This window comes from Mycolicibacterium lutetiense (assembly GCF_017876775.1).
Taxonomy (GTDB): Bacteria; Actinomycetota; Actinomycetes; order Mycobacteriales; family Mycobacteriaceae; genus Mycobacterium; species Mycobacterium lutetiense.
Genome location: NZ_JAGIOP010000002.1, coordinates 42744 through 67829, shown reverse-complemented (window position 1 = coordinate 67829; position 25086 = coordinate 42744). Strand labels below are relative to the sequence as shown.

Below are 25086 nucleotides of genomic sequence, written 5' to 3'. Positions count from 1 at the left end.
ACCACCATGTCCGCTTCTGTACCGCCCGCCCCCAATGCGGCTCCTGTTGCCCCACAAGGTCTGCAGGACATCAGTCACGGCGCTGCTGTTGCACCAGCACCCGTATCCGTAGCTCCGGCTCCCGCATACGCGATGGCTCCGATCATCCCGTTGCATGATGTGTCGCACACTGCGGCGGTCGCCCCGGTGACTGCCTCGGAGCCGTTGCCTGTGCCCGACCCTGTCGCCGTGCAGTCCACGCCGTTGACTGTGGCACCGGCGCCGGCGGCAGCCGACAACAGCGTGATTACTGGAATCGTGCCTGCCGGTCCGCCGATCGCTCCGGCTCCGGCCCCCGTTCCTCCGGCGCCCGCTGTCGCACCGCCAGCACCCGTGACCGTGCCCGTTACGGGTGTGCCTCCCGTTCAGCCATCCGCGCCGGCGCAAGAAGAGGTGTTCGCACCGTCGCCGGTCGCCGGTGGCGCTCCCCTGCCGCCGGTCATCGCGCTTCCCGACACTCCAGCGCTGCAACCCACCGCCGACACCCCGGCGCCCTCGGTCTCCAAAGCGGTTCAGACGCTGGCCGACCGGCACGGGATCGACCTGCGCACCATTACCGGAACCGGAACCCGTGGGCGCATCGTGCGCGCCGACGTAGAAGCCGCGATCAGTGCAGCAGCTGTCGAGGCTGGGGAACAGAGCCTCAATCCTGCGCCGGAACCCGTAGCGACCCCGGTGCCGGCCGCCGTGGCCGAACAGCCGCTGGTTTCCACCCCGGTGAATCCGGTTCAGGCCATAGACATCGCGCAGGATTCCGTGGTCGTCGCACCCGTCGAGGTGCCTGCCACTGAGAATCCCGCCAATCCGAGCCCCCCGCCTGTTACCTCTGCCGACGCCCCGCCGGCTGCGGTGTTGAGCACCGTACGGCTGCCGTTCGACCTCAGCGGCGGACGCACTCTGCAAATCGGCCCTGACAGCGACCTGGTGGCGATGGCTGCCCACGCGTTGCCCGGTCTGATGATCACCTCCGCGGTGCTGGAATTGTCCGCAGATGGTCCCGCGGTGCTGGCGACCTTCGCGACGGCAGCGGCGGTGTCGCTGTGACCGCCGCCGGGATGCTTCACAGTGCATTCGACACAACCGCTGCCGGTGATGAGACAGCTGTGTCGCCGGCCCCGATTCCGCTTCGTGCGATGCCTCCGGCGCCGCCGATGATCCGGGTCCGCATGGACTCTCTGACCCGCACCCACGATGACGGCGACGACGGCAACGGTGAAGGGCCGGAAGAAACGGTCGTCGACATGCAGCTGATCATCGACTACACCGGAGCCCTGGCACGGCGCACCGCCAGCTACATCCGCGACGGTCTGGTCGAACAGGTCAACCACCCTCACCGCCATCCAAGCAAGGTGACATGTCTACGGTGCGCGGTCCTTAGCGCAGCCGAGCACCCGACCCTGGCCGCCACTTTGCTCGAAATCCTGAATCGCAGTGCTGCCCCCGCCGACGAGGATTGGAACCTCGAGCCGGACTGCACCGACACCCGCACCATGTCGCGGCTGCGGCGTTTGGCGATCAGCTCCAACACCATGCACGACCTCTACGGGGATCATTGGGGCCAGGTGATGCTGATGTGCCTGCGCGTCGAACGCGCAGATCTGGAGCTGCTGTCCTTCCTCACCCGCAAATATCAGCCGAGTCGTGTCTTGGTGCCGCACAGCCGGGCAGCGCTGGCCGCGCATCATCTGGCCGGCATAGTCTGCCCGCGGGTTGGCCGTGACGGTAACCCCGTAGCCGACACCGTTCGCAACGCCGTCGCGGTGCGCCTGGCCGTCACTGCCGGGAACGTCGCCGAAGGCGCGTGGCCGTCCTGGCTGGATCACCTGCCAGCACCAGCGATGTGACGGCCATGGCCACCGCATCCTCTCTGCCACAGCGAAACCCGACCAACCTCACCTCGCCGCAGCACGTCCGCGGATTCCTTGTGCACTCGGACGGAACGATCCAGGGTCCGTCGGGAAAGACACTCAAACCTGCGGAAGTGTCCGGATACCTGCGCGTCGCTCGGTGCATTCCCGGCGGCGGAATCCGTTGGGAAGGGGTCAAACGGCTCGTCTGCGAGGGCTACCACGGTCCCGCTCCCGAGGGAAAGCCGTACGTGGCCGTTCTCAACGAGAACAATGCGGATGTTCGAGCGGAAAATGTCTGCTGGGCCTCCCTCGCGGAAATCGCGGCACGCCGCAGGCCCGTCCAGGCACGGCAGGGCCAGGGCAACCCCTCCGCCAAACTGACCGCCGCCCAAGTCCGCTCGATCCGATCCAGCCCCGGCACCAACCGGGACTTGAGCATCAAGTTCGGAGTATCTGACGCCACGATTTCCAGAGTCCGTGCAGGGATCACCTGGAGGTCGGTGGCGTGACCCTCGCCAGTTCCACACTGACGGCGCCATTTCCGTCACTGGTACCGAGCGCCGAGCCCCGCACGCTACGTGGCTACCAGGTCGAAGCCGCCGATCGTGTGACCGAGGCTTTCGCCGGCGGCGTAGAGGGACCGGCGGTTGTGCTACCCACCGGATCGGGCAAGACGACGGTGATCGCCGAGCTGGTCCGTCGCGACGTGGCAATCGGCGGCCGGGTTCTGCTGCTGGCGCATCGCAACGAACTCATCGAGCAGATGAGCGGCGCTGTGACCGCGGTGAACCCGGCAGGTCCTTCCCCGGCGATGATCGGTGGGCCGCACCGCGGCGATCCGACTGCGCAGATCGTCTCTGCCACCGTGCAATCGCTGCAGCGCAGCGCGGCGCTGTTGCGTCTGGGTAAGCGCGATCTCGTCATCGTCGATGAGGCGCACCACGCGGTGGCGACCACCTACCGCAAGGTAATTGACCATTTTCACGCACTCGGTGCACGCCGCGCCGGGTTCACCGCCACGATGACGCGCCACGCCGCCGGCAAGAACGAGGTACCACTTCGGACCGTCTGGAGCGACGTTGTCTTCGAGCGGGACATCACCTGGGCTATCGAGAACGGGTTTCTACTGCCTCCCTATGGGGTGACCGTTGACCTACCCGACCTCGACGTGGAATCGCTGCACACCGGCGCCGGCGAAATCACTGATGACGAGGCCGCCGAAGCCATGCTGCGGACGACCACGCTCAACGCCACCGTGGAGGCGGTGCTCGAACGTACCGCCAGCTTGTCGACTATCGCGTTCGGCGCCTCAATGGAGCACTGCCGCCAACTCACCGAATCACTGGTCGGCCTCGGCGCCACCGCGGAGATGGTGGTGGGGCCGACCACCGTTCGTGATCGCACCGGCATTTACCACCGATTCCGCAACGGGACCACACGGGTTCTGGTCACCGTCGATGTTCTGACTGAGGGCGCGGACTTCCCCCGCTGCGAGGCCGTGGTGCTGGCCCGCCCCACACGCAGCCAGTCTCGGCTGGTGCAGTGCGTGGGCCGGGCACTGCGTCCGCACACATTCGAGGACGGCCGCGTCAAAGAGCGCGCCCTGGTGGTGGATCTGGTCGGAGCGGGATCGCTGGGCCTGATCGTGCAGACCAGGCTGGAGCCCGACCGCCGAGAGCAACCCGACGGCGACGAGGAAGGGCTCGGCTGCGGCTGTGACCAGCCGTGCAACGGGGAATGCGACCTCACTTGCACCGGTGTCGGCTGTTCATGCGACTGCAGCTGCGCGGCAACCGGTTCGGGTGTCGAGACCGTCAAAGGCAGCATCGAATGCACGTGCGAGTGCGCCTCGGTGTTCGGAGTGTGCCGCTGCGGCTGCCAGTGCGACCAGCACCGGGTCGATCCGCTCGTCACGTTCGACCCGGTCACCGGCGAACTCACCGCTGCCGGCCCCAAGCGTCGCACCGATTCGTCCTGGTCGGTGCGTACTTCGACGATCCGCTGGACCCAGCATCCGCGCGGACTGGTACGGCCGGTCTACCGGCAGGGCGGGTCCAAAGGCGCCATCCTGCTCGCCGACATGCGCGGAGTGCCAGGCACTGTCGCCGGAAAAGATTGGGCCTTCGGATTTTTCGACACCACGGTGCACCAGATGTTCTGGGTGGGACTCGATGGACAGTGGACCCGGCCGGGACCGGATTGTCACCTGCAGGGCATGGACCTGGCGCGCGCGGACTCACTGGCCCAACAAATCTTCTCCGGCCACATGCGTGATGTGGAACGCAGCGAGGCCAGTGGCGCACAGGTCGACCTGGCCGCCCGTCTCGGTGTCCCCGACGCACACAACCTGGACCGCCGCGACCTTTCCGACATGATCGCCCTCGCCCAAGCAGACCGCTGGCTTCCGCTGTTCGACCGCCCCACCCACACCACCGCCGCCTGACACCGAAAGGACTATCCCTGTGAATCTCACCGACACCAGCCGTACCGGAGGCGACACGATGCGCGCCCGGTTGGCTGACCCGAGCTGGATCGCTGCTGCCGGACCGGCGGAACTGCGGGCCGCGGTGCACGCATTGTGCTGGCGCACAGTGCGCTCGACGATCGACGGGTTCTGCGCGGACCTTCACGTCGCGTCCAAAGTTCTGATCACCGCGCGTGGGGTCAAAGCCGAACTTGACGCCCGCCTGGCATTGCTGGATGCGCGCACCGGTACCGACCCCGACGAGCGAGCAGTCCTGCTGCGACGAAGCGCCAACGCCACCGAGATCGTCGCCGCCTGCGATGCCGCCGTGCAGTTCGCGCAGATGCGGGATGCCCGTTGGCCCGCCGCTAGCGATCTGGTTGCCGCAATCGCCGATCACCGTCGCCGTGTCAGCCCCGAAGACGCATGCGATGCCGACACCGCCCTGTGGCGTGTGCTCGATGACGCCGAACACCTCAGCCCGACCAGTAACGCCGCCTGACAGGCACTCCCACCCCACTACCCCACCACCACCAAATCTGGAGGCACACCGTGTCGATGACCGCAGAACTGAAAGACGAGCTCCTCGGAGTGCACACCGGCACCCCTGAAGGATGCAGGCGTGCACAACTGGCCGCAGTCCTACGCCTGACCGCTACCCTGCGTGTGTCGCGTGGCCTGGTTGTCGCCGCGGAGGTCAGCAGCGCATCGCTGGCCCGGTACCTGCGCCGTGAGATCTCCGAGCTGTACGGCCACCGCGCGGTCGCGACGGTGCTGCCGCGAAATGCGGCACTGTGCGGCGGCCGCTACTTGGTCCGTGTCGCCGCCAGCGATGGCGGAGGGACGTTAGCGCGATCCATCGGAATGATCGACGATCGTGGCCGCCAGGTCCAGGGTCTGCCGGCCACTGTTGTTGGGGGCTCCCCCGGCGAGATCGAGGCCGCCTGGCGTGGCGCATTCCTGGCTTCGGGAACCCTGAGCGGCCCTGGCAGTAACACCAGTCTGGAAATCCGCTGCCCCACTACAGAAGTGGCATACGCGCTGGCCAGTTGCGCACGCCGGATCGGTGTGCTGCCGTTGGTGCGCGAATCACGAGGTATCGACCGGGTGATGGTCCGTGCCGGTACTGACATCGCCGATCTCATGACGCGCATCGGAGCCCCCGAGTCACGCCTCGAGTGGGAGAGCCGTGCGACGCGCCGACGGATGTGCCGCATGGCCAGCCTCGACGCCGCCAACAGTCGGCGAACTGCCGATGCTGCGGCAGAAACTTCGGCCCGGGTCGAACGCGCGTTGACCATTCTCGGTACCGACGTTCCGGAGCACCTGGCTGTCACCGGAACATTGCGCCTGACCCACGGCGAGGCCTCTCTTGAGGAACTGGGGCGCCTGGCCGATCCACCGCTGACCAAAGACGCTGTCGCAGGGCGCCTGCGGCGCCTGCTGGCGCTGGCCGACAAGCACGAAGCGGCCCTGCCCGTCACTGTCGCTGACCCGGAACCGCAGCTGGTGGCTGTCAGTGCTGGGCTCGACGAGCCGGAAGGAGCGTTTCCGTGGATCCGACAATGAGTCTGGTTGCAGAACTGGTAGAGACCCCTGTCGAAGGCACTGGAGAAGCCAGGTACCGCCAAGCCGAGGCCGTCTCCGCGATACGTGTCGGTGGTGGCCTACGTATGCAGCACGGTCGATTGACTCTGGAATCGCGCATGTCCTCCGAAGCGGCCGTAGTGCGCATCGCGCAGGCGCTAACCGACCTGTATGGATGCACACCGCGCGTTGATGTAGGACCACGCAGAACCGCGACACTTCGTGTGAGCGACGCCGACGACCTTGCTCGGCGCATCGGGCTTCTCGACCCGCGCGGACGCCCCGTGGTGGGCATGCCGGCAGCCTTGGTGTCAGCGGCGTGCGCATCGGATGAGATCGCAGCTGCGGCACTTCGCGGAGCGGTGTTGTCCGCAGGACACCTGCGGGTGACTTCAGTGAGGCCACCAGCGCTGGAAATGCGTTGTCCCGGACCGGCGTCGGCACTGGCAGTGGCCGGTTTTGCTCGTCGTCTGTCGGCGATCGCGGAAGCACGTCAAGGCAGTGAGATCGACGGTGCCGCTGACTATGTCCGGGTCCGCTACGGGGTTGGGGTTCTCCTGGAACAGCTCGGCGCGCCGGGGGCCGCTACGCGGTGGGTCGATGCGAAAGCTGTTGCTGCCGCAAAATCTCGGCTCGACACCAGGCCACTGTCCCAGGCCAACAGCGCACGCGCCTCGCAAGCAGGACAACACATCGCCGAGAAGGTCCGGCTCGCCCTCGACATTCTAGGGTCCGACGTGCCGCCAGAGTGGATTTGCGCTGCGCAGCTGCGGATCGCCCACCCCGACGCCTCAAACACCGAACTTGCCGAACGCTGCATACCGCCGATGACCAAGCACACGTTCGCAGGCCGGTTGCGGCGACTGATATCGGCCGCCGAACAGCGAGCCCTCGACATTCCAGCGTAGAGCGCCTGTGCCCCATGGGGCAGCCATCGCGCCGGTCCGGCCCGTTACACCTTCGGACCGTCAATGATATTCTCTATTTTAGAGACTCGATGAAAGAGGGGACATGACCAGCTACCCGGACGGGATGACGTTGCGCCCCCTGCTGGAATGGCCGGGACAGCTGCCGTCAGCACACATAGGCTCGCCGTTCACCGCGCCGCTGTCGGCCACCCTCGATGAGCTCGACCGCGAACTCCGCCACTTGGGCAAGCACTTCCGCAATGCACCGTCGGTGCTTGAGATCGCGTTACGCGACGACGACTTCCGCATGGACGGGATGCCACGGGCGAGCGCTAAAACCATCCACCCCGGGGTAGTCCTGCACGTCGAATCGCGATTCGGACCGCTGTCCTACCCCGCCGCGAAATTCGATACCTGGCAGGACAACCTGAGGGCCATCACACTCGGACTCAACGGGCTTCGCCGCTTGGACCGTTACGGGATCACGCCCGGACATGAGCAGTACCGAGGCTGGGTGGCGATCGAGAATCACTCTGACGTCCGTTCCCGCGCACAGGCGCTCATCGACTCCTACGGCGGCGTGCGTGCCGCGCTGCGCGCTACGCACCCTGACCGCGGAGGAACACCAGAGGAGTTCCAGCGAGTTCAGGAAGCACGTCGCGTGCTCAGGGTCTGACATCCGAACCCCGTACCCCAACTGACGATAAGAGGAAAACAGCCGCCATGAACTCAGTCTCACGACCACACATCCCAGCCGGGGCCGAGGTCATTGCGTACGGCAATGTGTTGGAGGTTGGAACTATCGAAGAGGGACCGTTCGACTCCCCCATCACAGGCTCGTCGGTGTATAGAATCCGGACCGCGAATGGCGAGATCACCACGCGGTCAGTGCAGATCGTAGTTCCGCGCATCGAATTCGAAACTAGTTGGCACGTCTGGAAAGGCGGCACCGTCATAGCCGGCGGGCCTGGAATCAGCCGCGACCGGATGGACGAGTACGCCTCAGTGCACGGCGGCGACGTCGTTTATGGGTGGCCTGCCGCATGAGCGAAATCTCGTTCACTACGCGCGACTTCGAGTCCACCCAGCAGGGAAACGAGCACATCCATGCGCTGCTGATCGATGGGATCACCGGGCGCACCCTTGAACCCGACACTGAGCACTTGGATGCCCCAATCGGCCAGAAGGTCTCAACGTGACCGTGCGCAGCGAGGATCACCGGCCGCACCGGATCGTCAACGCGTGGATCAGTGGTGTCGGCGTCCCGGATCGCGATGAACACCGGTAAGCACCGCCCGACAAGATGAGGAGCCTAGACAGTGAAATATCCCAGTGATTTCGTCAACGAGGATCACGGATGGCAACGCATCCATGCAGGACATGATCTTGACCGTGGCATGCTGCTGGCCGACCTGGCCGACAACGGCGGAAGCCAACGCACCGATGGCCAGGAACTCGTAGTCGAAGAGGTCTGGCTTAGCGTGGCGTCGCGGATCAAGTGGTGCGGCCGCCATGATTGGTCATGCGACAGTGAAGGCGAGTGGCACGCGCACTGGTTTGCCGCCCGTCCCGGTTTCGGAAAGCCCTTCACGCTGGTCTACTGGGGCTGCCCCGAACTGGTTTCGCAATGATCCGGCAATCGTTGCATATAGGTCTCGATGTCGATGGTGTGCTTGCTGACTATATGGCGGCCATCGCCGAGGTCGGACGCGGGAACGGACACGCGATGTCGGGCGAGGGACCGCTCACCTATGGACTGATCGAACCTGGCTGGTTTCCCGATGCACGCACTGCGGCGAGGGCAATGGCCCAGCTGCACGAGAGCGGCCTGGGCGATCTGGCACTGTTCGACGACACCGCTCCGGCCGCGGTGCGTGAACTGCGCAACGGCGGCCACAAGGTCTCCATCGTGACTGCACGACAAGAGCACCGCGCGGGAGAATCAGGGCACCGTGCCGGACGCCGCGACCTCGCAAGCTGGCTTGCTCGCCATGGCATCGAAACTGACGATCTGCTTTTCCAGCAGCGAAAGAGCCTCTCTGGCTGTGACGTCTACCTCGATGATGCTCCCCACAACATCGACGAGATCCGAAGTGCCGGAAGGATCGCCGTGGTGCGCGACACCACCTACAACCGGCAAGTTCCCGGCCCACGCGTGATCAGTCTGGCCGAGTTCGCCGATCGAGTGCTCCGCGGGGATTTCAACCGGCAGGCAGCCTGACTGCTGGCTCGATGCCGGTGCAATCACCGGCCGCACGGGGATGTCACGTCCCGGACCTGTCGTCTTGAGCCGGCGAAATCGACGGAAGTTCGGCTCGATGTCGGGACCCGCGCTGGCTCGCCAGCCGCCTTTTCTGTGCGTCCAGGCCATACAGCCGGTCCAACAGGAAATCCACGTAGCGATGCTGCCCAGCTGAATGGGCCTTGTTGATCCGGGCGTGCAGCAGGCCGCGCAACACCTCTGAGTCGGGCAGTTGATTCATACGTCAGCGCACTGATGCGGGCCCAGCGCGCCATCGCGGGCAGTGGTGAACACGCGGCCGCCGCAATCTGGACACCGCTTGTGTATCCCCGACTCTGGACCGTCGTCGGTGTCGTTGGTGAGCAATGTTCGGATGTTTCGGCGCTCGCCGCAAGCGTCGCAGATGACGGTTTCGCGGACCCATGTCTTTGGTCCGTCGATGGTGTCGCGGTGTTCGTCAAAGTCGGAGACGGCGCGCGGCTGGTCTGCGGGATGGGTGCATTGGCTGGTCATGCTTTGGCAGTCTCCCCTACGTCAGCTTGGCGCGGGCGCCCACACAGCTATGAAGTGGCTGTAGAGGTCGCCGTCTGCCGTGGCCTCGCGGTGATGCTGGATGGATTATTCCACTGACAATTTCGCGTTGTGTCCTTGGCGATCAACGTGTTTCACTGACTATCTCAACTTTGTCGGGTCGATCGGGGAGAAAATGTACGCCGGTAGGTCGTCCTCGGCGTAGCCCGACCCCGGTATCTGCACTAGGCGAAGGCCGCGCTTACCTGCCCATTCGCTGATCGCTTCCCACATAACCTCGTGAGCGATCACGATCTGACGAGTCTCAAACTCCATCATTCCCCCATCCGATCATTGCGCCTACGTCAGGCCGGCCACTTGCACGGCTCGTCGGGGTGCTCGTCAATGTTGGCGCTCGCCTGGTCCCAGTTCAGGTACATCGGGCCACCCATCACCTTGCGTACTGCGTCCTCGTAGGGATGTCCGCAGCCGCACGGGCACAGGTGCTGATCTCGTGGCTTTTTCGCACCCGCACCTGCACGGATTGCGAAGGGTGACCTCGTAACCGCCTTCACGGAGCGCAGCGAGTGCACGGTCGGCCCAGTCTCCGGTGCCGAAACCGGCAGCCTCATCGAGAGCCTGCTTCACAAGCTCAGACGGTGTGGCCATGTCGTCTCCTGGCGTGCGCCAGTGCGGCGGCTTCCAGTGCCTCGAACTCGGCATCGGACCGCCTTGGCTTGTCAACGAGATAGGTGTCGCCACAGGCACAATCGACGATGAACTTGCCCGGTTCGGGGGGATCGAACAGGTCGCCATCCGTCGTGGTCTCGCGGTGATGTCGCATGAGTCCTCCGCCGCCACCGCGCGTTGATTGTGAATTTTCGCCGTCAGCGTTCACCAGTCAGGCCGTTCTTGAATTTCACTTGCGCCATCACGCATTCCGCGGGCAGGATGTCGTCGCGCACACCGAGGTAGACGGGCTGGTACAGCGCCGGGGCGGCGTAGAGGTAGCGGACCTCGACGACGGCGCCGACCGGCGGCACGTCGTGGTTGGCGGGAATGGTGACGTTGCCGACGAAGGTCAGGCCGTCGTTGCCGTGCAGGCTCAGGCCCACGCTGCGCTGGGTGTTGACCGCGGTCACCAGGGCGCTCAGGGTCTCGACGAACTTGAACTTGAGCTGTGGGCCGCCGCTTTTGGGCCGCCCCGGCGAATACGGTGCATCCAGGCGCTTGAACACCACGCCCTCGGCCTTGGCGTCCCGCAGCTCGGCCAGCTTCCGGCGCTTGTCACTCTGGGAGGTCCAGTTGTGGGTCGGCGCGATCGCGTCATCGAGGTTCAGGGCGATCAGATCGAGCAGGATGCGGTAGCGCTCTTGGTAGGGCTTGTCGCGCAGGTCATTGCCTGCGTACTCGAAGATGTCGAAGGCGTACAGCACATCGCCGATGATCTCCCCGTCGAGGATGAAGTCACCGTCGATGGACCCAGCTGCACGGGCCACCGCCGCGGACACCCCTACCGCCAGGCCCAACTTGTTGATGGCCTCGACGGTGTCGCCGGTCTTGCGAATCAACATGCGACGGCCGTCGTACTTCTCCTGCAGGCACCAGCTGTCACTGTTGATGGCTTCGTTCGCAGCGGCCTGGTCGGCGACGTTGAGCAGCTGGGGCAGCACGCCAGACGGGTGGCGGTCGCTGGCGCTGTTCTGATATGGGGTGCCGTCCTCGCCGCGGGTATAGCCCTTGGCCTCTTTGGCTTTGACCAGCCTGTCGAAGATCGCCGTGGCCTTGGCGTAGTCCACCGCGGTGGTGGTCTTCGTGCCGGTGGTCAGTGCCGAACCCCGGCGTCCATAGGCGAAAGTGACGAGGAATCCGGCGTCGGTGGGTTCTAGCCTCGCATGGTATTCCTTGTCGCTGTTGCCTTCCCGGTAGTAGAGGCTCGCGGTTCTGGGTTCCCCTGCGGCGGTCATCATGGCCCTTTCAGCATCCGGTCTATTCTCTAATATAGAGAATAGACCAAGAGGCCGACAACTCTCCAGTTGCTGTGGCGCCGACGCGCCCCCACAGTCGCTCATCGGCGAGTTTCTTGAGCTCGGCGGCCAATACGGGCCTGGTTATGTCATTACCTCCTCGATCAGGTCGGGTTCTTCGGTCACTCGGTGAGCTTCCGGGTCGGTGTATCCCCGGTCCCGGAGCTCCCAGTACAGGTCGGTGTGCGTCATACCTCTCCTCTGCGATGAACCGCGATTACGTCAGGTGCCGAAGTTCCAACGGGCTGGCCGTGCACCAAGTAGCACCGTTGATTGGCCCGCCGTCGAACTCCACCACAATTCCGACATCGTTGTAGCCGGTGACGATGCCTGTGGCGTGCTGCGATGCCCGATTGCGGGCACGCCGAACAGTGACCACGGACCCGACCGTGACATGGTCGCCAACGGCGAAGTCTTGACTGATGTTCTCCAGCCATGTCTGTCCACTCATACGCCCATCCTTCACCGATGATTTCGCCGTCTGCCGCCGATTACGTAAGCCCTTGGCGGCGATTCGCTGGTCCGCAGGCCCCAGATCATCGTCTACGTCGTGCCCCCCTTACGGTCACCTACTTTCGCGGTTTCCGGATACGCCGCACCACATCTCGTTCTTCAAATGCGCAGGAGACCGTGTGACTGAGGTTGTCGAATGTGCCAGCGGACATAACGTCCACGTGGCCGACGAGTTTCCCATCCCGGTAGACACTCGATCGCACCTCCCAGTCGCCCTCGCTGTCGAGCAGTCCATCTATGTCCATGTCCTATTCCTTATGTCGTCCACTCGCCACGGTCTTGTGACACATGCGGGCCAGGGTGCCCGTCCACTCGGCGGCAGCCTTGGTATCCCAACGTGCCCGGCCGCACCGCCGGGCAGTTCCGCGCCCCGGCGTCCTGTGCGTCGAGCTCGCTGATCGGTATCTTCATCGTCAGACCCCTTTGTGACCTTGGTGCTCAACGTGTCTCACCGATTACGTCAGGTCGAAACCCGCCTCGGTCAACGCCTCGACAACTTCGCCCGCCAGGCGCTCGGCCTCGTTGCGACTCACGTGACCACCACCAATGGACTCATAGACCAGCATGGTTGTGACGATCTCGGTAGCTCTGCTCACGGCTCCTCCTGTTCCGATAATTTGGCCTTGCGTGGCCTGTTGTTGGTCACTCGAACCACTCGCCGGTTCCGTCACAATCGACGCATTCTTCGTCAGCGACATAGCCCGTTCCGGCGCACCTTGGCGTACCAGTTCCGCCCGAAGACCAGCACGGCGTGCGTGTAGGTCCGGGTGGACGTGCGGGTGCGGGTGCTGCCGTCGGGAGCGGTGGCGACGTAGGTCGTTTTGTTCGCCATGGTTATGCCCGCCCGGGGGTGCGGCCGCGCTTCGCTGCCCGTCGGCAAGAGCCATCGCAGTACACCGACTCACCCATGTGCTCGCCGGCCAGGGACTCGTGGCCTTCGCACTGGTTGCCGCCTTCACAATCTGGGCATCGTTCGGTGCCGGTGGTCATCCCGTCGTGACGATCACCGCAGTCCGGGCACTCGTAGGGCAGCTTCTCGGCGTCGTCAGCGGTGGTCTCGCCGAACGGGTCGTCCTCGCATTGTGGGTGCCCGTCGTTCGAGTAGTGCTCCCTGGCACCCTCGCATCCGCGCGGGCAACCGTGGGCCATGTCGCCGGTGCCGCTGTGCGGGCACACGCCGCGTTGTTTGTCGGCCGCCAAATGTCCCTCATCGAGGTGGTGGACCGGCAGCGGCAATCCGGCGTCGGGGTGAGGTCGGGATTCGGCGGCCTCGGCCGCGTCGGCGGCAAGGTCGACGGGTGTGCGCAGGTGGTCACCGGGATAGTAAGTAGGCATGATCGGAATACCTTCTGTGGTGGTGGATTAGGCGCGGCGCAGGCGGTTCGGATAATCGTCGACGATGCAGGAGCGGCCGTCGGCGGCGTCGGCGATCGTTGCAACGTTCACGTCGGTATCGAGCGCGGTGACGGTGCCCGTGCGCTGTTCGGCGCCGTTCCACGGCGCGGAGTGGCCGTAGGTCCACGTCACGACGTCGCCGACGCCGATCGGAACGGGTTCCTGCGCGATTCCCGCGGCGTCGACAACGTTTGCTCCGTCGTGCATCTGGGCGTGGAACTGTTCGCGCAGCCGGTCGGCAGTGTCTGCCAGCTCCTTCAGGAGTTCGGCGTTGTCGCCGTCTTCTGCCCGCCATCGCTGGCGCGACGCGTATTCCTCAAGCGCGTCGATGATGACGAACGCCTCGTGTGTGCGGTAGTCGGTGCTGATGTCTATCCGGCAGCGGTACACCGCGCCGGGCGCGTACGGGTCGATGGCTACGAGGGAAAGTCGTTCGACGGCGACGCTAGACCGTCCGCCGCCGCCCAGATCGATCGTGGCTATGCCGCTATGGATTCCGAGGATGGTTCCGTGGAATGCGCGGGATTCCTGCCCAACGCGTTCGCGGTACTGAACACGGTCGCCCACCTCGATCGGGCGAACGTCCGCGCCCTCGCCGGCAGAGTCACAGTGGACCGAATGCGGGTCGGATTCGTCGCGACGTCCGACGCATTGACAGTTGGTGGGACTTGCGTTCATGTCGAACTCCTTCAGATGGAACTTCCCGGCGGCCAGTCAGGCCGCTGGGCCAGGTGGTTAGCGGGCAGTGTTCGGCCGCATGGGGTTTACGTTGCGGGCCGGGTCTACCCCGAACCCGATCAGTTCGTCGGTGGAAACCTGCCGTGTTGCACCGTCACGGCATACCGCCAGGAACCAGCCGAGGCCGTCGTCCTCAATCCACTTGACGACACTGGAGACGTTGCCATCAAAGTCAACTGCTGGCAGGGGTGCGTCGGTGGCGTTCATGGTGGTCATGGACGGAATCCCGTCTGTAGTGGTGGATTAGGCGCAGTGCAACAGGGATATACCGACGTAGATGACTACGCCCGTCTCGGTGTCGGTCACGTATGCGCGGCTGACGGTCACGGTTGACCCACCATGCGCAGCGCCGCCGCCGGGTTCAGCGCTTGCTGGATGTGTTGACCTGTTGCCGCATCCACGGCAACAAGCGCGACTGTGAGCAGGACTGCAACGGCCGCAACCAGTAACACCTTGCGGATCAGCCCGCCCAGGAGGGTGATGGCAGCAACGGTCACGATCACCGATGGCGCCGGCCAGTGGCTCAGTCCTGGAAGGGCCGTGGTGGTCGCTCCCCCGACGCCGGCGGTCAACGCGCCCGCCAGCGCCATGCGCTGAAGTATGGAACGTGAAATCACAATGCAGCCATACCCTTCTATTCTCTAAATTGGAGATTACTGCCGACTTTGGACCGGAGCAACTGGGGGCTTGCTTTTACTGTTGCGCAGCGGTTTCACGGCGCTGGTGGAGAGCCTGTCACGTCTTTCGGCCATTCGAACTTGCGATTGACCCCGATCAGCTTCGAAGCGCGTCGGCGCAGTTCACTCGCCTGCTCCGATTTCCCCGCAGCGTCGAGCAGCTGCGCCCTGTCCAGAAGCTGGTCGGCGGCGACGCGATCGGGTGTGCGTCCACCAAAATGCGCCACAGGATGTCGTCCTTTCATCAGGTGTAGACAGGACAAAGGCCCGAGCACGATGACATTTCCGCGCTCGGGCCTTTGGCGAGGTTCAGTCGAACAGCTCGCTCATGTCCTGGTCGAACGGTCGAGCTTCCCGGTCCGCAGCTTCCGCACGCGCGGCATCGGCTTTGACGCGGTACTCCGCGGCACGCTCAGCGTCAGCCTTTTCCTGCTCGGCTAGCGCCGCTTCGCTGGCGGTGGTCGGAATCTCGAACTCGATCTGCGCGTCAATGCGGTGGCCGTGAAAACTGTTCTCTAGTAGTGGGACCAGACGCGGGTCATCGGGCTCGGCATCGGTCAGATACGCGACGACTGTCGAAACAACCATGGGGTCGCGGTTGACGCCGTTCTCGTCGGGCTCGATATCCTGCAGCGCGCGCAGGCGGCCGTGCCGGATGGTAGGCCGGATTGCGATGCCCAACCTGTCCAGGTGGTCGCGAACATCGGCAGCGAGTTGGTCCGTCTTGGCGGCGACGTCGTACTCGTAGGCACGCATCAGAGGGAACAACTCGGCCGAGAAGTAGACGGCCAGCGTCGGCTCGCCGGTATCAGCGTTGGGCGGGCGGAAGTAAGTCGGCTCGCCGGTGGTGACGTCTTCGCTCATGAAGACTCTGCCTTTCCCTTGCAGGTATGTCGGCGGTGATGCTAGCTATGTTGCCGCCGCATCACTCCGCGCAACGCGTCTACGCAAGTGCCGGTGAGAACAACACACGACCCGCACCGGTTGAGGCACGGGCCGTGTGTTGATCGCGGGTCAGGCGGCGGTGGCGGTCCACCAGTTGAACTGGCTGATCGCGGCCTCACGCAAGTACTGCGTGGCCAGTTCGGCGCCGTAGCCCGTGTTCTGGTCGTCGAACGCGCGCAGCACCTTGGCCGGTTCGTCGTTCTGCGTCGGCACCTTGATGGCCACGGCGGTCACCGCGGTCATTCCGCGCTGGAAACATGCCACCAGCTCGTTCCGGATGTGCTTCTGCATCATCACCGCATTCTTGATCTCGGTGAAGGCACCGGTGGCCGGATCGAGCACGATGTAGTCGACGGTGGGTGTCGAAACCTCGGCCTTTTCGTACTTGCTGTAGCGCGGGCTCACCGACAGCAGGCGGAACAGGATCGGCTTGTTGAAGTGCTCGTCGCTGATACCACCACCGCCGCCGGTGGGAATCGAACCGATCGCCGGGGCCGCCGTGATGCCTCCGTAGGTGGCGGCGGGAGCGGCGGCCGGAGCCGGCGCGGCAGCCACCGGAGCCTGAGCAACCGGAGCAGCGACCACGGGCGCCTGAGCAACCGGAGCAGCGACCACGGGCGCCTGAGCAACCGGAGCGGCAGCAACCGGTGCCTGAGCGACCGGCGGAGCAGCGGCCACGGGGGCCTGAGCGATAGGGACAGTCATGGCGGAACCTCTCGTTTAGTTTCTGTTGCGGTAATCCGGTGCGAGAACGTAGCCGGAATACTTCCCCGGCACTCCGGCCTGTGGGTGTTCCCGCACCGGATTACCTCAATCGTTGCACCGGCATCCGACAAAGCATTGTGGAACGAAATATGCATGTCCGACGGCGTGTCCCGGCCAATCTGTGGCGCCGAATCAGGTTCTACCCGAGCAGCACGAGCGTGACCGCTACCGAGGAAGACTCGGCGACTTCGCGAATGATCTGTTCGGCCTCTTTCGGATCGAGACCACCAATGCCTCCGCCGATGAGTGGCAGCGCCACGGACGCGATCCCGTGCGAGACTGCGAGTTCGAGCCCGACGGTCAGCGACGAGCGTAGCCATTCGGGTCGGGCGTCGGGGCCCGGCTCATACTGACTGGCGCAGTGGATGATCGTCATATCTCCCGGCCCTTGGGGGCATATCATCGCCCCGCCAACTGGAAGCTCACCTCGGCGTGCAAGCACCTCGTATTGGTGAATCGCGTTTGGGTGGCGCTGTTTCATGATTGCTGCGACACCGGCGCCGGCGACTCCGATGCAATTGACGCCATGTGCGAGCGCCTCAGACGGGTGCGCGAAAAGGTCGCCGGTCTCGATTGTGAAGCTCATATGGTTTTCTCTTTCACTGGGTTGGTAGTTCAGGGGGACGTGACAGATCGAGATGAACTGCGGCGCAACGTCAGCACTCTCCGCGACATCGCTGCCGTTCATCGCTGTTGCCCGCGTAGCCACCGATGCAATATCTGGCTTCGAGGTCGACGGCCATGGCAGACATCGTCAGCGATTCGGTCAGCCGCAGCCGCGGCGCGAGTCCCGCAGCCCAGCGGAGAACTGGTCCCACGATCGCCCCGCCAGCGTCAGTGGAGCCTTGTCTTTTATCGCCAGGCGGGATCCGTACTGTTCGCAATCGGTGATCTGTTCTGCGGTGGCACCGCACGCGACTGCGAATTCCCGCGCCCGGAGCAAGATCGCCTCTTTCCCCTGCCGGTCCTCCCAGTGCCGCACGTGTGCCGGCAGATGGTTGAACCAGCAAGCGACACCGAGCTGGTCCAGTGCGAATTGCAGTTCTGAAAGACTCACGGAAACTCCTCTACGCGTTTAGGATTCGGCTGCCCGGACTTGCCCCGGGGGCATCGTTACGCGCCCGCTGCTGCGCGTGCGCGACGCGCCTTTCGGCATGGCGGGGACACACGGTGACCACACCGCGGCCGTAGCCGAACATGACCTGCAGCATCGCCTGCTCGCGACATTCGATGCTGGGGATGCCCAGTGCGTCGAAGTCCTTGTCAGGGCACGCGGTCACGCTGCGTCAGCTTCGGCGTCGTCGGTCAGAGCTATAGCTACCGGGACTTCCGGGTCATCGACGTCCAGGTCGGGTGAATAGGCATGTGCAGCCAGTACCGCGCGGAACACCCCTGCGCACGTGATAGTCACGATCGAAGCTGGGTGTTCCCGCGTGTAGAGCTCGACAGGCTCTTTGAACACTGCAGTGATCGCGCTCATCTTCTTGATGGCATCAGCGGTGAACGATTGCACGTTGCCGGCACCCAGCGGCGCGAGTGTCTGTTCGTCACCCGTTCCTCGCGTGCCGAGAATCTCTTTGGCACCACGAGCATTGAGTCGGCTGATCGTCGAGCGGATCGGGAAGTCCTCGGCGTCCTGCAATGGGATGTAGTGGCGCGAGTCGGCCTCGCCCGGGTCGCCGTCGGTGAGTGTGCGCATCAGCAGTGTTGCGCCGTTGTCGACCACCGAGAGCTCGACGGAGCAGTCGGCTTCCTTGTCGAGCTTCTTGACCGCCGATGCCGCACCCTTGGCCGCCGACAACAGTTGTGACGCCTGGTCGACCGAAAACTTCACCAACTTCAGATCGCCGTCGCACTCGAAGATCGCCTGCCCAGGACTGACACCGTCTGAGGCGATGAAGGCGAGGCTGTTCTGAGTTCCACTGTCACCGGCCTCCACCCGGCTCGAGCCCAGCACGACCGCGGCGTGGGTTGGGTCGTCGTTTCCCGAATAGGCCATCACTTTGGCCGCAGACAGTCCCTTGACGAACGATTCGTTGTCGATGATGACGGGCATGCGTTCCACCTTCTGATTCCTTGGCTCCCGTCGCGGTGAATCCCGCGACGAGCAGCATCGGCGGTGTGGGTGCCGGGCTGCGGGCACAACATTGGTCCCAACGTTTGCGTTCGGCCGTCTACGGCGCGGTGGGGGTACACCGGGCCCAGCTTCGTCGCCTGACGCCCTGCTACAGACATCTCCACACGCGCCGCTACAACGATCGCCACGAGAGGGGACACGTCGGCCGATAAGCGGCCCGGTTCACCGTTCTGAACTGCCTGTTGGCGCTGCGTTTCGACGGAACCGTGCATTCCCACGGAACTACGCGCAGCGCTACAACCACCGCGCCGTAGCGCTTCCAACAGCCCCCGTGACCGTTGACTGTGACTCCGTGCGAGACGACTGGCCGCAAGGCAACCACGGGACATGACACGGTATTGAATGACGCACCGCCTGCCTTCAGGACGCGCCCACCGCGGCGGCGACAGTCGCCGCAAGTCGCGCCGTAGTCGCCGCAGTCGCGCGAGTGCGGCGACAGTCTGCGATCGTGGCTGACAGAGACTCGAAGAAGTCCAAAAAGGGTGGCGTGCTCGGAGATTCGGGCGAACTCGCACGGACAGTGTTGGTGATCGCCGCCGTCATCGCGGTGATCGCTGTCATTGTCCGCATCGGTCCGAACGGGGTGCGCGCCTATGCCGACACCGCCATCAACTGGGCAACCGAACGGATCAACCCGGCTCAAACCTTGCCGGACGGAATCGGAGGGACCGGCACCCCGAGCGACGACCCGTCCACTCTGACGGTAGCCAAGTCGGGGCCTATGCGCGGGTACGCCCGAGACCGCTTCGGTGCGGCGTGGACCGATAACGTGGACGTCGAATACGGACACAACGGATGCAACACCCGCGACGACATCCTGGCTCGGGATATGACAGGAGCCCTGACGCGCGACGGCTGCAAAGTGCTCTCTGGCACGCTGGCCGACCCGTATACAGGCACCGTGATTACTTTCACCCGCGGCCGGGACACCTCTGCACTGGTACAGATCGATCATCTGGTCGCATTGGCCAACGCCTGGGTGTCGGGGGCGGAAGCGTGGCCGCCGGCGCGGCGTAAGCAGATCGCCAATGACCCACTGAATCTGATGGCCTCCGACGGATCGGCCAACCAGTCCAAGGGCGCGGCTTCGGCCGATCAGTGGTTGCCGCCGAACCCGTCGTTCCAGTGCACGTACGTCAAGCGACAGGTGCAGGTGAAGAATAAGTACCGGCTCACGGTGACCGCCGCCGAGAAGTCGGTGATGATGCGGTTCCGAGGGTACTGCTGAACTCGCCGCGCCACCGGCCAGACATCGACGCCGAGGCCTTTACCGTCCCCGGCCATGCCCACCCCCACCGTCTCTGCTGTGGCCACCGCACTGGCCACCGTCCTATTGGCCAGCGGCTGCTCGACTGCGGGTCCACCGCCGACAGGCTCGCCCCCGGCCACCGAGACAGCCGCCGCAGCACCGGACTTTCCCTCTGCCCCGTCCGCAGCGGTGGCCGATGCAGCTCTAAGACTGCGCACCACAACCGCGGCAACCATCATGGTGGCCACCACCGGAATAGAGAATCTGATTGCATCGTCCTACGCGGCGCAGGTGAGCACCGACCCGGCTGCCGCGAACGGTAACGCCAGCCTCATGATCAACGGCGAACGGCAGCAAGCGAACTTCCAAGTCCGAGACGGCGAGCTGCTCCTCGACTCCGCGGACGGAGAACCTATCACTGTCGGCCCAGCGCGCGGAAACTTCGACCCGACACTGCTTTTGGACCCGCAGCTGGGCTTGGCGTCGATGATCGAGACAATCTCACCGCTGTCGTTCGAAGGTCCACAACCGGTCAACGGTGGACAGGTCGCCGGCACGGTGAAACTCCACGGTGAGCTTCCCGTCGCCGCTGCGGAGGCCGTACTCCCCCGCGACAACCTGCACAACCTGGCATCCGTGCCCGTGACACTGTGGCTGGACCCAAACGCCGGCAATGCGCTGGTACAGCTGATCATCACCGCCAGGGGCGGAGCGCTGACTCTGCAGATCCGCGACACACACTGATCCCTCATACGACAACGCCCGGCCCAGACCACCGGAACCGGGGCGTTGTCGTATGCCCTACTTCTGTTCGAACCTCGCCGCCACCGCATTGACGTCGATGTGCGCCGTCTGCACCATCTCGTAGGCGTCCGCGTCGATGATGAGCCGCCCCTGGCCAGGGCGCCACCGAGAAGGCTTGAGGTGGTACGCCTGCGGGATAGGCATACCCGAGGACGGTTGCCCGGCCAACTGCAGGATCGGGGCCATCATCTTCTCGCGCAGTGCCGCAAGCATCGCGGCCGACTTCACCCGGTCGTTGAACCCACCGTCGTCGGAGATGATGAAGTGCACCCCGAGGTCAGTGCCCGTCGACAGCAGCTTGGAGACTGTCTGATCGCCGACTTCGACAGTGTCGAACACGGTCTTGGCCATGTAGCCCTCGGAGATTGCGTGGAAGTTGTCGATGTACACATACACCTCCGGACCGGTGAAGTAGGTCCGGTTGATCAGATCCTCGGCGGTTGCGTCCTCGCTGGGGCGACGTTGGCCCATCAGCCGCACCAGCATGTCGGCAACATCTTTGAGATCCTCAGCCGAGCTGACATAGCCAGGGGGCCGGATCCGATTGGTTGTACCGTCCGCGCGAGGCTCGCCGAACTTCGCCGGCCGCACGTGACCACGCGCGTAGAGGCGGTCGCGTTCGCCGAGTTGCTGACGCAGCGGGTCGATGACGACGATCACGGCGTCCTTCGGCGCGAACTGACGCATCACCGACTCCATGTGCATCCGCAGCATATTGGTCTTGCCACAGCCTTTCTCGCCGTACACCAGCAGGTCCTGCGACCTGTTCGGAACGAGCGCGAGTTCCAGGGTGTCCGTCAGGGAGCCCACCGGGAAGTGTGTCTGTACCGGATGACGGTTCGGTGGGACCAGCGGCGCATAGACCGACCAGATCGTCTCAAAGTCGATCACCGGGTCTGCGGGCCGGACAACAGGCACCTGCTCGGCGGCGAACACCTCGGCCAGCTGGTCGCACAGGCCCCGGATCTCGGCGCCATAGTCGTTCACCTCGAACACCGGCATGCCCCTGGCGAACGAGTCGGGTTCGATTTCGCGGTTGATCGGCACCACCGTTCGCGCCTGCTTGGTGCTGTACGGATCCACCGACCGCCCCGGCTGATCTTGCGGGATCAGGGTTTTGAGATTCATCCGCAGCTCTGGAGCCATCTTGGCGCCGGCGTAATCGGTCGCAGGCAACTGCACGCCACCGGGAACGTCGATGGAGTAGTGAGCCACGTTGCCGGTGGTGCCGCCGCCGGAAGAATCAGCGGTGAACACCAGGTGCACACCGACAGCAGCGCCGAGGTCGAGGATCGGGCGCAGCAGCTTGGCCCGTTCGGAACGGTCTTCGCCGAGGAACCCTCCGATCCCGTCGATCAGCACCATCACCCGACCATATGGGTCACCGGGAACAGGGTTGTCGACTTTTGAGTCAAGATAGGCGTCCACCGAGGACACTGCACGGTCCACCATCGCTTCACGGCGAAGCCCGATAACTCGCCGGGCCTCACCCAGGATCCGCGACACTCCGTCAGCGCTGCCGGGGGCCGCATACGACGCTACGTTCGGGCTGTTTTTGACCTCACCCAGCTTGCCGGTTCCGAAGTCGGCGAGCATAAACGCCAGCCGGCGCGACCCGTACTGCAGGCAGCCACAGATGACCAACGTCTGCAACAACGTGGTGCGCCCCGACTTACCGCCACCGGCAATAACCTGGTGCGGCAGAGCGCCGCTGAAGTCCATGAACCATGGCAAGCGGGTGTGCTTCTCGGGCACATCGAGGTCGCCGATGCGGATACTCAGCCCCACAGAGGAACGGCTCAGTTTCAGTGTCGGCAGACTCAGAGGCTCACGCAGTGAGGGCTTCCACAGGTCGAGCACCTTCATGTCCGCCAGCCGAGAAACCTTCTCCAGCAGTACGTCACTCATCCTGTCGCCGGTCTCCTCTTGCTTGACGTTGACGACCTCGCCGTCGACGACCGTTGGAGTGAAGCTGCGTTCGGTGAACAGGGCGAACGGCAGGACCGCTTCTGCGATCGCCTCAGCCGAATCGCCGCCCGAGCGGGCGCGTTCGACCACCGTCTTGCGTATGTAGGCGGCCTCGTGATGGAACGCCGCGACCTCGACCGGGCCGTGGTCGGTGGTGAACTTGCGCAGGATCTTGCCCTTGAGGTTGCCTTTGATCATTCGGGCCGCGTCGTCGGTGCCGAGCATTACGTTCGAATGCTGGGGCGAGTTCACCGCCAATGAGTAGCGGAACGTCAAGTGCTGCAGAAGATCACCGAGCACGGACTGGTCAATGTACTGACTGCACATGACCAGGTGCATGCCAAGTGAACGGCCAACGCGGCCGACTCGGGTCAACAGTTCCAGGTATCCCGGACGTTTCTTGAGGAATTCACCGAACTCGTCGATGACGACAATCAGGTCTGGCACCGGAGGCCATAGCGGATCGTTGGGATGTTTCTGCTGCTGCTCGCGGTATTCGAAGATGTCCTTGCATCCCTTTTCGCCGGTGATGAATTCCTCGCGACGGGTGACCTCACCATCGATCACCGCGCCGAGACGATCCACCAGCTCTGCGGTGTGCTCCAGATCGGAGATGTTGGCCACCACGTGCGGAATCCGGTCGGGGTCCATCCCCAGGAATGTCGAACCGCCTTTGAAGTCAGCGAGGATAAGCGCCACCTTGTCGGGCCCGTACAAGGCGAGCAGCGCCAGCACAATTGCCCGCAGGAAGTACGACTTTCCCGATCCGGTGCGGCCGGCGATCGCCCCGTGTGGGCCGTTTCCGTCGCGGTTCTCCTCGTAGAAGTTCAGGAAGCTCAGCTCGGGGGTGAGTTCGTCACCCTTGCGCATGTACCCGAACGGAACTTTGATCTCGTCTGTGAACGCGTTGGACTTCCACACTTTGATCAGGTCGTGCGTTTCGATGTCTCCTATCGCGATGGCTTCGAAGAAGTCCGGGATGTGTTCGGCCCGCTCATCCTGGACTCCGCCTCCGGCACCGTAGCCTTTCGGGCGGTGCTGATACATCGCACGCGCGAACGTCTCGGCCAGGGTCGCCGACGCGGAATCGGCTGCCGCGGCGTCGTAGTCTTCGAGCGTCGACACGCGGCCGTTCTTGAGCAGAATGCGCGACCGCTCCTCAGAGACCAGATCGGTGCCGTAGCGCACCACGAGCCATGTCATGCCATCCATCCCGCCAGCCATCGTGGCCGGCCATGCCACCATCTGCTCAGGGGTATCGACAATCACCAGCAAGTGCGGTGGCCGATCATCCCCGCCGGAACGGATCCGCTCGATCACAGCTGCGTGGCGCACCGCGAACTCGTCCAGACTGCGCCACGCCAGCAGGCGTGGGCCGGTCCCCTTCTCTACCTTCGAGATGTCCTCGAGGTGCGGCAGCCACTTGATCCATTCCCATGCCTTCGGATCGTCGGTGATGACACCGATATTCAGATCACTGGGTCGGTGGTTGAACGCCAGACTCATCACCATTGCCCGCACCAGATCCAGGCGCGCCGACTCGTCACCGCGCAGCGCGTAAGCAGGCCACTCGCTCAAGCGCACGTCGATCGGCAGGTTGGCCACCACCGACAATGTGTTCATTGCCCGCTGGTACCGCACCAAGGTGACCGGTTCGGTCATCTCGATCACCATCTCCTCAGCCTTGGGCAGCTTCGGGAACAGCGGAGCCACACCGATGCCCACCCGGGCCCGCAGGAACGGGTTCGCCGTCAGGTGCTTGACGTCCGGATCCTGTTCGCTCTCAGGGGGAACCACCCGGCCGATGTCCGGATTCGGGTCTGCCTGCCACATTTCCTCAGTTCCCACCAGGGACAGGAGATCCGACGGGTGCGGGAAGCAGGTGGTGCGCAGATCATGCATCGCCCGGCCCTGGTCGTGGATTTCGGCGCGCCGCTCCCGCAGGTCCAAGTCGTAGCGCTCGATCTCCTGCTCGATGTCGCCCCCGGACGCACCCCCGCGCTGGGTGCTCAGATGCATGATCAGCATCATCATCATCATTGGAACGCTGAACAGAACCGAGGTGATCGCGCGGACACCCATCAGCGCCATGCCCCCCACCATCGCGACCATGACTCCGACCATGAGTAGCGGAAGCATCCGTTGCCAGGTTGGGCGGCGGTCCGGCTCCGGCGCGGGTAGCGGTGCCGGGATCTCCACCCCGGTGGGACTGAGCTGTGTCTGCGGCCGTGGTGCTGGCCGGAACTCGTTGAACAACACGGAAGGTCC

Annotated in this window: 31 protein-coding genes; 13 read left to right on the top strand and 18 right to left on the bottom strand. The window is 64.4% G+C overall.

The window, feature by feature from the left end; translation table 11 throughout:
• Positions 1 to 6: 6 nt before the first annotated feature.
• The 11 genes from JOF57_RS09445 to JOF57_RS09395 all read left to right on the top strand — a co-directional run bounded on the left by JOF57_RS09445 (position 7) and on the right by JOF57_RS09395 (position 9069).
• Positions 7 to 1083, top strand: a complete 1077-nt coding sequence (locus tag JOF57_RS09445; protein ID WP_085980521.1) for an E3 binding domain-containing protein — start codon at positions 7 to 9, stop codon at positions 1081 to 1083.
• Positions 1084 to 1172: 89 nt separating this feature from the next.
• On the top strand, positions 1173 to 1883 hold the full coding sequence (locus tag JOF57_RS09440) for a hypothetical protein (RefSeq protein WP_131823393.1): 711 nt from the start codon (positions 1173 to 1175) through the stop codon (positions 1881 to 1883).
• Between the two features lie 5 nt (positions 1884 to 1888).
• Positions 1889 to 2398, top strand: a complete 510-nt coding sequence (locus JOF57_RS09435) for a hypothetical protein (protein ID WP_131823394.1) — start codon at positions 1889 to 1891, stop codon at positions 2396 to 2398.
• On the top strand, positions 2395 to 4332 hold the full coding sequence (locus JOF57_RS09430; RefSeq protein ID WP_019348368.1) for a DEAD/DEAH box helicase: 1938 nt from the start codon (positions 2395 to 2397) through the stop codon (positions 4330 to 4332). Before JOF57_RS09435 ends, JOF57_RS09430 begins: the two co-directional genes overlap by 4 nt.
• Before the next feature lie 19 nt (positions 4333 to 4351).
• The gene (locus JOF57_RS09425; protein WP_019348367.1) at positions 4352 to 4855 is read left to right on the top strand and encodes a hypothetical protein; all 504 of its coding nucleotides are present in this window, start codon (positions 4352 to 4354) and stop codon (positions 4853 to 4855) included.
• Positions 4856 to 4911: 56 nt separating this feature from the next.
• Complete coding sequence (whiA, locus tag JOF57_RS09420) at positions 4912 to 5922, top strand: DNA-binding protein WhiA (protein WP_019348366.1); 1011 nt, start codon at positions 4912 to 4914, stop codon at positions 5920 to 5922.
• Positions 5919 to 6848 (top strand): DNA-binding protein WhiA, encoded by a 930-nt coding sequence (whiA, locus tag JOF57_RS09415; protein ID WP_081489096.1) that lies wholly within the window; start codon positions 5919 to 5921, stop codon positions 6846 to 6848. Before whiA (JOF57_RS09420) ends, whiA (JOF57_RS09415) begins: the two co-directional genes overlap by 4 nt.
• Before the next feature lie 103 nt (positions 6849 to 6951).
• A complete protein-coding gene (locus JOF57_RS09410; RefSeq protein ID WP_019348364.1) occupies positions 6952 to 7524 on the top strand; it encodes a hypothetical protein in 573 nt (190 codons plus the stop codon).
• Positions 7525 to 7891: 367 nt separating this feature from the next.
• Positions 7892 to 8047 (top strand): hypothetical protein, encoded by a 156-nt coding sequence (locus JOF57_RS09405; RefSeq protein ID WP_019348362.1) that lies wholly within the window; start codon positions 7892 to 7894, stop codon positions 8045 to 8047.
• A 120-nt stretch (positions 8048 to 8167) separates the two neighbouring features.
• Positions 8168 to 8479, top strand: coding sequence for a hypothetical protein (locus JOF57_RS09400; protein WP_019348360.1), 312 nt, complete (start codon positions 8168 to 8170; stop codon positions 8477 to 8479).
• The gene (locus JOF57_RS09395; RefSeq protein ID WP_043370599.1) at positions 8476 to 9069 is read left to right on the top strand and encodes a 5' nucleotidase, NT5C type; all 594 of its coding nucleotides are present in this window, start codon (positions 8476 to 8478) and stop codon (positions 9067 to 9069) included. The genes JOF57_RS09400 and JOF57_RS09395 overlap by 4 nt, the downstream gene beginning before the upstream one ends.
• Positions 9070 to 9327: 258 nt before the next feature.
• Here the strand turns inward: JOF57_RS09395 and JOF57_RS09390 are convergent, their stop codons facing one another.
• The 17 genes from JOF57_RS09390 to JOF57_RS09310 form a co-directional block, all read right to left on the bottom strand.
• Positions 9328 to 9603 carry a hypothetical protein gene (locus JOF57_RS09390; protein ID WP_019348357.1) on the bottom strand — a complete coding sequence of 92 codons (276 nt, stop codon included), beginning with the start codon at positions 9601 to 9603 and terminating at the stop codon, positions 9328 to 9330.
• A gap of 362 nt (positions 9604 to 9965) precedes the next feature.
• Positions 9966 to 10232, bottom strand: coding sequence for a hypothetical protein (locus JOF57_RS09385; RefSeq protein ID WP_209915985.1), 267 nt, complete (start codon positions 10230 to 10232; stop codon positions 9966 to 9968).
• A 20-nt stretch (positions 10233 to 10252) separates the two neighbouring features.
• Entirely contained in the window at positions 10253 to 10444 is a 192-nt protein-coding gene (locus tag JOF57_RS09380) for a hypothetical protein (protein ID WP_209915984.1), read from the bottom strand.
• Between the two features lie 43 nt (positions 10445 to 10487).
• Positions 10488 to 11567, bottom strand: a complete 1080-nt coding sequence (locus JOF57_RS09375; protein WP_209915982.1) for an ATP-dependent DNA ligase — start codon at positions 11565 to 11567, stop codon at positions 10488 to 10490.
• 277 nt (positions 11568 to 11844) lie between these two features.
• A complete protein-coding gene (locus JOF57_RS09370) occupies positions 11845 to 12078 on the bottom strand; it encodes a hypothetical protein (protein WP_047036502.1) in 234 nt (77 codons plus the stop codon).
• A gap of 517 nt (positions 12079 to 12595) precedes the next feature.
• Positions 12596 to 12736, bottom strand: a complete 141-nt coding sequence (locus JOF57_RS09365; RefSeq protein WP_019348352.1) for a hypothetical protein — start codon at positions 12734 to 12736, stop codon at positions 12596 to 12598.
• Between the two features lie 92 nt (positions 12737 to 12828).
• Positions 12829 to 12972 (bottom strand): hypothetical protein, encoded by a 144-nt coding sequence (locus tag JOF57_RS09360; RefSeq protein ID WP_019348351.1) that lies wholly within the window; start codon positions 12970 to 12972, stop codon positions 12829 to 12831.
• A 2-nt stretch (positions 12973 to 12974) separates the two neighbouring features.
• On the bottom strand, positions 12975 to 13475 hold the full coding sequence (locus JOF57_RS09355) for a hypothetical protein (protein ID WP_019348350.1): 501 nt from the start codon (positions 13473 to 13475) through the stop codon (positions 12975 to 12977).
• A 27-nt stretch (positions 13476 to 13502) separates the two neighbouring features.
• Complete coding sequence (locus JOF57_RS09350) at positions 13503 to 14213, bottom strand: hypothetical protein (protein WP_019348349.1); 711 nt, start codon at positions 14211 to 14213, stop codon at positions 13503 to 13505.
• A gap of 57 nt (positions 14214 to 14270) precedes the next feature.
• A complete protein-coding gene (locus JOF57_RS09345; protein ID WP_019348348.1) occupies positions 14271 to 14489 on the bottom strand; it encodes a hypothetical protein in 219 nt (72 codons plus the stop codon).
• 107 nt (positions 14490 to 14596) lie between these two features.
• The gene (locus JOF57_RS09340) at positions 14597 to 14863 is read right to left on the bottom strand and encodes a hypothetical protein (RefSeq protein WP_019348347.1); all 267 of its coding nucleotides are present in this window, start codon (positions 14861 to 14863) and stop codon (positions 14597 to 14599) included.
• Between the two features lie 396 nt (positions 14864 to 15259).
• Positions 15260 to 15814 (bottom strand): hypothetical protein, encoded by a 555-nt coding sequence (locus JOF57_RS09335; RefSeq protein ID WP_209915980.1) that lies wholly within the window; start codon positions 15812 to 15814, stop codon positions 15260 to 15262.
• A gap of 150 nt (positions 15815 to 15964) precedes the next feature.
• Positions 15965 to 16600, bottom strand: coding sequence for a hypothetical protein (locus JOF57_RS09330; RefSeq protein WP_234938091.1), 636 nt, complete (start codon positions 16598 to 16600; stop codon positions 15965 to 15967).
• Between the two features lie 199 nt (positions 16601 to 16799).
• A complete protein-coding gene (locus JOF57_RS09325; RefSeq protein ID WP_019348343.1) occupies positions 16800 to 17348 on the bottom strand; it encodes a macro domain-containing protein in 549 nt (182 codons plus the stop codon).
• Between the two features lie 78 nt (positions 17349 to 17426).
• Positions 17427 to 17717, bottom strand: coding sequence for a hypothetical protein (locus JOF57_RS09320; RefSeq protein ID WP_019348342.1), 291 nt, complete (start codon positions 17715 to 17717; stop codon positions 17427 to 17429).
• Positions 17718 to 17727: 10 nt separating this feature from the next.
• Positions 17728 to 17940: a hypothetical protein gene (locus tag JOF57_RS09315; protein ID WP_019348341.1), complete on the bottom strand. Its 213-nt coding sequence runs from the start codon at positions 17938 to 17940 to the stop codon at positions 17728 to 17730.
• Complete coding sequence (locus JOF57_RS09310; RefSeq protein ID WP_019348340.1) at positions 17937 to 18716, bottom strand: hypothetical protein; 780 nt, start codon at positions 18714 to 18716, stop codon at positions 17937 to 17939. The genes JOF57_RS09315 and JOF57_RS09310 overlap by 4 nt, the downstream gene beginning before the upstream one ends.
• A 529-nt stretch (positions 18717 to 19245) precedes the next feature.
• Between JOF57_RS09310 and JOF57_RS09305 the strand changes: the two genes are divergently transcribed.
• Together JOF57_RS09305 and JOF57_RS09300 are read left to right on the top strand one after the other, a co-directional pair.
• A complete protein-coding gene (locus tag JOF57_RS09305) occupies positions 19246 to 20025 on the top strand; it encodes an HNH endonuclease family protein (RefSeq protein ID WP_307869989.1) in 780 nt (259 codons plus the stop codon).
• 54 nt (positions 20026 to 20079) lie between these two features.
• Entirely contained in the window at positions 20080 to 20790 is a 711-nt protein-coding gene (locus JOF57_RS09300; RefSeq protein ID WP_209915978.1) for an LppX_LprAFG lipoprotein, read from the top strand.
• 57 nt (positions 20791 to 20847) lie between these two features.
• On the opposite strand, the gene JOF57_RS09295 is transcribed toward JOF57_RS09300, so the two are convergent.
• On the bottom strand, positions 20848 to 25077 hold the full coding sequence (locus JOF57_RS09295; protein ID WP_307869988.1) for an FtsK/SpoIIIE domain-containing protein: 4230 nt from the start codon (positions 25075 to 25077) through the stop codon (positions 20848 to 20850).
• Positions 25078 to 25086 lie beyond the last annotated feature (9 nt).